Source organism: Streptomyces sp. NPDC005423, from assembly GCF_040606415.1.
Classification (GTDB): Bacteria; Actinomycetota; Actinomycetes; order Streptomycetales; family Streptomycetaceae; genus Streptomyces.
On sequence record NZ_JBEXET010000037.1, the window covers coordinates 50066 to 57228 of the forward strand.

The window sequence follows — 7163 nt, forward strand, 5'->3', positions numbered from 1 at the left end:
CGCACCGACCCGCACGGTGTGAGCGGCGAGAGCGTGGCCTTCCGGGATGAGCTCGGGGTGCAGCAGTCGCCGATGGAGGGCGTCTCGATGCTCTGCTCCTTCACCGAGGCCGACGCACTCGAGCGACACGACCAGCAGTACTTCGAGGTGTTCGGCAACCGGGGCATCTACCACAGGGGCTGGTCCGCGGTCACCAAGCACCGCACGCCCTGGGTGGTCACCGGCACCCAGGTCGCCTTCGACGACGACATGTGGGCCCGAACTCGTGGGCTCCGACCACCAGTTGCTCTACGACCGCATGGGCCGGCTGACCGAGAGCAGTCTGCTGAACGTCAAGAACAAGTCGTTCGCCGTCACCGCGGAGATCGCCTCCGCAGGGAGTTCGCCTACGACGCCGGCGGCTTGGGCAAGGGCGGCTCCGTCTCGCTGTACTACGACGGCGACCGCGTGGGCGAGGGCCGCGTCGAGCACACGCTGCCGTTCCTGTTCTCCGCCGACGAGACCGCCGACGTGGGCGTGGACACCGGCACGCCGGTCGCTCCCGACCACGTGAGCCCGGACGGCGCGTTCACCGGTGACATCCACTGGGTGCGGGTCGACACCGGGCCCAACGACGCGGACCACTTCATCCGACCCGAGGACCGGATCCGTATCGCCATGGGACGTCAGTGACGAGGCCTGCGCCTCTCCGGCCCGTCCGTGCCCCGCCGCGCGGCCGAGTCCGCTTCGGGGAGCCCCTCACGCAGACCCGGCCGCCCCGCCGCGGCCTTTCCGTACCAGGCGCCGTACCGGTCCACGAGCACGACCGCGGAGAGGCCGTGCACCAGAATGCTCAGCGCCACGGTGACCGCCACGACCCGGCCCAAAAGCTGTACCCCGGGGACGTGTTCCTCCACCATGAGCAGCCCGAAGACGACGGAGGCCAGTCCGCGGGGCCCGAACCACCCGATGTAGGCGACCGTGGGAAGGGCCAGGCGGCTCCCGGCCAGGGAGAGGGCGACGGGCAGCATCCGGACCACGGTGAGACTCAGCACGGCGTACGTCAGGATCCGCCAGTTCAGGTGCTCAAGAGTCGGACCGAGCAGCACGGCACCGAAGACCAGAAAGCTCAACGAGGCCAGGAATCCGGCGAGTTGCTCGGCGAGTTCGGCCGTGTCCGCGCTCTCGTCCGGCAGATCCGTAGCCGTGGTCCGTCGCTGGGAGACACCGAAGGCGAAGCCGGTCACCCAGGCGGCGATGAAGCCGCTCCCGTCGACGACGACGGCCAGCGTGTACGAGCCCGCCGCCACGGCCAGGACGTAGATCTGCCGCCACTCGCGGCTGACCCAGCCCCGCCCGCACGACCAGGACAGCAGCAGCCCGCCGAGCATGCCGACCGCCAGCCCCAGCGCGGTGCTGACGACGAGGGCGCGCCAGAACACTCCGGCCGTGCCCTCGCGCGAGGCGTGGCTTCCGGACAGGGTGGCGAGGAACAGCAGGAAGAAGGGCAGCGCCATACCGTCGTTGAGGCCGCTCTCGACGTTCAGACCGTTGCGCACCAGCGGGGGGACCCGCGGGCTGGAGACAGCGGTCTTGCCCAGGGCGGCGTCGGTCGGCGCCAGGATCGTCCCGACCAGCGCCAGTTCCCACGCCGTCAGCCCTGGCAGCAGGGGCCACGCCAGGAGCCAGCCGGCCCCGATCGTCAACGGCAGCCCGATCCCCAGCAGCCGGCCGGGGAGGAATCCGCCGACGCGCAGATCCTGCCGGCGTACGGTCATCGCGTCGGTCAGCAGCACGAGCGTCAGGCTCGCTTCGACCAGGGTGAGCACCGGTTCCGCGTCGTGCCCCACGTCGAGCAGGCCCAGCCCGACCGGACCGAGGGCCACGCCGAAGCCGGCGAACACCATCGGCGCCGACACGGCGGTCGTGGCCAGCCGCCGGGAGAGGAGTGCGTACCCCGCCGTGACGGCGGCCACGGCAGCCCCGGTCCACGCGCCGGCGCCGCTCACCGTGACCTCGCCGGGGTGTCGTCGCGGGCGCAGCGGAAGCCCTGGTTGCCGGTGCCGCTGCCGGGTGTGCTGGAGCCGCGTGCGGCGACGCGGTAGCGGCGGCAGTAGGAGGCGTGGCACAGGTAGGACCCGCCGCGGAGCACCCGCCGCACGCCCAGCGACGGGCCGCGCGGCCCGTCCTGCGGGCTGCGCGCGTAGGAGGCGGGCGAGTACCGGTCCGCACAGCACTCCCAGACGTTGCCGCACATCAGGTGCAGGCCGTAGCCGTTCGGCGGGTACGCGGTGACGGGCACCGTGCCGTACCAGCCGTCCGCGACGGAGTTGTGGCAGGGACAGGTGCCCTGCCACATGTTCATCAAGTGCCCGCCGCCGGGCTCCAGTTCGTCGCCCCAGGGAAACACCGCCCGGGCGAGAGGGCCGCGGGCGGCGTACTCCCACTCCGCCTCGGTCGGCAGCCGCTTGCCCGCCCAGGCGGCGTAGGCGGCGGCGTCGTGCCACGAGACGTGGACGACCGGATGCCCGGCACGGTCGCGCACCTCGGAGGCGGGGCCCTCGGGCCGGCGCCAGCTCGCCCCGTGCACCTGCCGCCACCAGGGGGCCTCGACGACGGCCCGGGTGTCGGGGAAGTCGTCCGGCAGCAGCCCGGCGAAGACGAACGACCAGCCGTACCGTTCGGCATCCGTGCGGTGTCCGGTCGCGTCGGCGAAGTCCTCGAACTCCGCGTTGGTGACGGTGCAGCGGTCGATCCAGAACGACCCGAGGCGGACCGGGTGCACCGAACCCTCTCCGTCCCCGGGCACAGCCCAGTCGTCTTCCGCCCCCATCAGGAACGAACCGCCCGGGACGCGCACCATGCCGACCGCGCACGCGCCGTCCGGCGACGCGGTCGGCCCCCTTCGCTCACCGGTCGCGGCGGTTCACCCCGGGACGGGGTGCAGCACCGCCTGCCTGGTCCATTCTCCGACATAGGGCGCCCATCAGAAGCGAACGTACCGACCCGCACATGATCGGACCTGCCGCCTCAGCACTCGGCACCGACACGGGGGACTCCGGATGGCGCACCCCGGGATGCCGCGTCGGCGGCGATCAGGAGGAATGGGTACGAGCGGCAGGCACGAACGGGCCGCGCCTCAAGCCTGGAGGAAAGAATGGCCAGCCCGCGGGAGCCATCGCACGGTCCTGCCCAGGAGGGTCCACCCTCGCGCGGCCGGTCGCACACGGCCGCCCGGACCGTGCGGAAGGCGGCCTCGGCGGTTCTGATCGTCCTCGCCTGCGTTCTGGTCCCCGTATCGGTACTGACCGTCTGGGTGCACGACATCGCCCTCGACACGGACCGTTACGTCGCCACGGTCAGACCGCTCGCCTCCGATCCCGCGATCGAGGAGGCCGTGCACAACCGTCTCGTCCACGCCGTCGACGTGCGGGTCGACGGCAAGCGGGCCACCGCCGAACTGGCGGCGTGGTTGCAGTCGCAGGGCCTGCCGCCCACGGCGGTCCAGGCGGTGAAGGGCCTGGCCCCCCAGCTGAACGCGGCCGTGACCGGCGCCGCGGACAAGGTGGCGACGCGCTTCGTCAAGAGTGACAGGTTCGAGAAGGTGTGGACGTCGGCCAACCGGGCCGCGCACGCGGCTGTGGTGCACGCTCTGACCGGGAAAGGACGCGGGGCGGTCGGCGTCGCGGACGGCACCGTGACCCTCGACGTCGGCACCGCGGTCGACCGGGTCAAGCAGGAGCTCGTCGACGCAGGTGTGGCACCGGCCTCGCACATCCCGGCCGTCGACAAACAGATGGTGCTCTTCCAGTCCGGCCAGCTCAAACGCGCCCAGGGCGCCGCGCACGCCCTCGACGTGATCGGCACCTGGATGCCGGTGCTGACCGTCGTCCTGGGGGCAGCCGGCGTCCTCCTCGCCCACCGGCGCAGGCGCGCTCTGGCGAAGACGGCCCTGGGCGCCGCCGGGGCCGCCCTGATCGTCGCCATCGCCCTGGTCGTCGTCCGCCACTACTACCTGGACCATCTGCCGGCGCAGGTGCAGTCGGAGGCGGCCGCGGCGGCGATCTTCGACCACCTCCTGCACTTCCTGCGGGTCACGCTGCGCACCGTCATCGTGCTCGGCGTGGTCGTCGCCCTCGGCGCGTACTTCGTGGGGCCCGGCCGGGGGGCACGCGCCGTCCGGGGCACCTCCGAGCGCGCCGCCGGCTCCGCGGCCCACTGGGCGGGCACCCACGACATCCACACCGGCCGCGCGGGCGCGTGGACGGCCGATCACCGGCGCCTCCTCACTGTCGGCGTCCTGCTCGTGCTGGCCCTGCTGTTCGCCCTGTGGAATCACCCCACGGTCCTGACCGTGCTGCTGCTGGTGCTCATCCTCCTGGCCGTACTGGCGCTGATCGCCCTCGTGGCGGCAGCCGGCCGCGGGACACGGGCGGGGAACCCCGCATCCGCCGGCCCGCGCCCCGGCCGGTGAGACGGACGGCCGGGCGGGGTGTCCGCGCCTGCCTCCGGTCGGTCGGTACACCTGCCACCCGGAGCTGACGGACGGCCGAGGGTGGCCCGTCCCCGGACGCGCTCAGGAGACCGCGGGCCGGCCCTCCCGGTCGGCGGCACGGGACCGGCCGCGTTCCGGCGGACTCGGCCAGGCCGCGGCCGTCAGGCGCAGGGTGCGGGCGCGGTCGGCGGCGGTGATGTCGTAGGGGACGAGCATGATCTCGTCGGCTCCCAGCGAGGCGGCCAGTCTCAGTAGGCCGGCGGCGACGGTGGCCGGGCCGCCGTGGACGAGTCGCAGGTCGTCCATCATCCTGCCGATCAGGTACCGCTCCCGAGGCTCGGGCAGGGCGGCCTCCGGGAACGTCGCCGTGGGTTTCTGCCGGAACCGGGCGGCGGCGGTGTCGTGGGCGAGTCGCTCGGCCTCCGCGTCGGTCTCCGCGCACTGGACGTTGACGGACGCGATGACGTACGGGCTCGCACCGAGCGGGCCGGGCGCGAAGGCCGACCGGTAGCGGTCCAGGGACGCGGGGCGGGACTTGGGCCCGAGGTGGGCACCGTAGGCGAAGGGCAGCCCGCGCGCGGCGGCGACGCGGGCGCCGTTCTCCGAGGTGCCCAGGACGAACACGCCGGGCGGTACCGGCAGCGCCGGGGAGAGTTCCAGGTCCTCGAAGGCGTGCCCGCCCGGCCAGCGGCCGTAGAGGAAACCGACGAGCTCGTCCAGGAGTTGGGGGAACTCCGCGCGTGCCTGCGGCGGCCGGCGCAGGGCGCGGTCGAGGAGGGTGCCGCTGTCCGTGCCGCCGGTCGCGCGGCCGACGCCGAGGTCGATCCGGTCCTCGTGCAGCGACTGAAGTACGGCGAACTGCTCACTCATCACCCGACCGAACCCGACGACGCGGCCGAGCAGTTCGGTCGCCTCCGCCTCCCGGAACGGGGCGAGCTCCACCCGCGCCACGGCTGCCAGGCCGCTGAGCCGGTACCGGCTGGTGACGACAGTGCAGCTGGCACCGGAGCCGGGCAGCAGCGCCAGGGCGGTCTGCTGGCCCACGGCGTCGTCCAGCACGAGCAGAATCCGCCGGTCCGCGACCCAGGCGCGCCACCGGGCCAAGGCCTGTCCGACGTTCTGCGGCCCCGGCAGGCCGACGCTGTCCAGCAGCGCCCGCAGGACCGAACCCAGTGGGCGGTTGCCGAGCTCGGTCATGATCAGGCCGTCCGGGAAGGTGTCGGCGAGCAGATGGGCCACGTGGACGGCGAACGCGGACTTGCCCACGCCGACCGGCCCGGAGACGACCATGACCCCGCCCTCCCGACGGGCGCGGAAGTACCCGAGCGCACGCTGTACTTCGTCGGCCCGGCCCACGAAGTCGGGCACGTCGCGGGGCAGTTGATTGCCCGGTCCGGTACGACGGCCGGGCCCGGGTGCCGCCAGGAGGCGCCGGTGCAGCACCGTCAGCGCGGGCCCCGGCGCCACCCCCAACTCCCCTGCCAGCGCCCGTCGTACGGTGTCGAAGTGGGCCGCGGCCTCGCTCTGCCGGCCGGTCGCCGCGAGCGCCGTGATCCACGCGGCGGCGAGCCGTTCGCGCAGGGGATGGCAGACGACGTGTTCCTGGAGCCGGTCGAGCACGAGCCCGTGGCGGCCACGGTCGTTCTCCAACTCGGCCCATTACTCCCGGGCCGACACCTGCATTTCCTGGAGCCGGTCCACCGCCGCGGTCAGATACGGCACGTCGCCGAACTCCGTCAGCGGTCGGCCCTGCCAGAGTTCGAGGGCACCGACGAGCGCGTCGCAGGCCGATTCCGTCTCTCCGTCACGGGTACGCCGCCTGCCGATCCGGGCCAGTTCCTCGAACCGCAGCAGGTCGCACTCCGACGGGTCGAGCCGCAGGAGATATCCGCCCGGCGTGTGGGTCAGCCGACCGCCCAGCACGCGTCGCAGGCGGGAGACGTAGACCTGGAGGTTCTCGCGGTCCGCGGCGGCCGGCCGGCCCAGAGGGCGTCGATGAGGGCGTCGACCGATAAGACGTTGTTGGCCTGGCTGACGAACAGGGCCAATAACAGACGCGGTTTCGGCCCGCCGAGATCGGCCGGGCCGGTCCCGTCGTCCCGCACGGATAATTCGCCGAATGCAGTGACCAACCGAATCATGTATCGACATTGCCACAAGCGTTTCTTCCCCGCAGGAGGGCCCGACCAGCAAGTTCCTGCTGTTTAGAGGCGTGAAGCCGCCGTATTCAGAAGGGTGCTACGGATATGTGGCCGCGGCAGTGGCTTTGCGATGATGCGAATGCGGGGACGCGAACAAAGGACCTGGCCGGCACTCCGCCCTGATGGCCCCTCAGGAATGAATGACTCACACACCTTTTGTCTGCATCGGAACGTCACATTCCCGAGGCTGGGGGCGCCGGTCCGGGTGCCGGTGCTGTAGTGATTTCCGCGGGCAGCCGGGACGTGGGAGAACATGGGCGTGCGTGCCGGCCGGCCGCCGCCCGCCTGGCCGGGCCGGGTTTCCTCGGCGAGGCGGCCTCGGCCGAGCCCGCCGCCGCGTCGGCCGACCAGGTCACCGCCCCGAACGCGCCGGTGGCGGGGGGGCCCCGGATCGGGGGGGCGGCCCCCCGGGGGCCGGGGGGGGGGGATCGGGGGACCGCCCCCGGCCGGCGCGGGCGGGGGCGGGGGGGGGGGGGGCGGGGGGGCGC

General features: G+C 73.1%; 5 protein-coding genes and 1 pseudogene. 2 read left to right on the top strand and 4 right to left on the bottom strand.

Annotation, left to right across the window (positions count from 1 at the left end; genetic code table 11):
* Positions 1-18: 18 nt before the first annotated feature.
* Positions 19-672 (top strand): hypothetical protein, encoded by a 654-nt coding sequence (locus ABZT12_RS29870; protein WP_356390238.1) that lies wholly within the window; start codon positions 19-21, stop codon positions 670-672.
* On the opposite strand, the gene ABZT12_RS29875 is transcribed toward ABZT12_RS29870, so the two are convergent.
* Positions 666-1955 (bottom strand): cation:proton antiporter, encoded by a 1290-nt coding sequence (locus tag ABZT12_RS29875; protein WP_356390239.1) that lies wholly within the window; start codon positions 1953-1955, stop codon positions 666-668. The genes ABZT12_RS29870 and ABZT12_RS29875 overlap by 7 nt on opposite strands.
* Before the next feature lie 29 nt (positions 1956-1984).
* A complete protein-coding gene (locus tag ABZT12_RS29880; protein WP_356390241.1) occupies positions 1985-2842 on the bottom strand; it encodes a formylglycine-generating enzyme family protein in 858 nt (285 codons plus the stop codon).
* Positions 2843-3136: 294 nt separating this feature from the next.
* Here ABZT12_RS29880 and ABZT12_RS29885 point away from each other — a divergent pair, with 294 nt between their 5' ends.
* Positions 3137-4453, top strand: coding sequence for a hypothetical protein (locus ABZT12_RS29885; RefSeq protein WP_356390243.1), 1317 nt, complete (start codon positions 3137-3139; stop codon positions 4451-4453).
* A 102-nt stretch (positions 4454-4555) separates the two neighbouring features.
* Here ABZT12_RS29885 and ABZT12_RS29890 read toward each other — a convergent pair whose 3' ends face one another.
* Both ABZT12_RS29890 and ABZT12_RS29895 read right to left on the bottom strand, forming a co-directional pair.
* Positions 4556-5764 (bottom strand): MsnO8 family LLM class oxidoreductase, encoded by a 1209-nt coding sequence (locus ABZT12_RS29890; RefSeq protein WP_356390295.1) that lies wholly within the window; start codon positions 5762-5764, stop codon positions 4556-4558.
* A gap of 144 nt (positions 5765-5908) precedes the next feature.
* Positions 5909-6625, bottom strand: a pseudogene (locus ABZT12_RS29895) (BTAD domain-containing putative transcriptional regulator); the annotation flags it as partial.
* Between the last annotated feature and the right edge of the window lie 538 nt (positions 6626-7163).

Bases quoted from the DNA above. Each gene is read 5' to 3' on its own strand.
- ABZT12_RS29880 (WP_356390241.1), bottom strand. From the start codon at position 2,842: ATGGTGCGCGTCCCGGGCGGTTCGTTCCTGATGGGGGCGGAAGACGAC.
- ABZT12_RS29885 (WP_356390243.1), top strand. From the start codon at position 3,137: ATGGCCAGCCCGCGGGAGCCATCGCACGGTCCTGCCCAGGAGGGTCCA.
- ABZT12_RS29890 (WP_356390295.1), bottom strand. From the start codon at position 5,764: ATGGTCGTCTCCGGGCCGGTCGGCGTGGGCAAGTCCGCGTTCGCCGTC.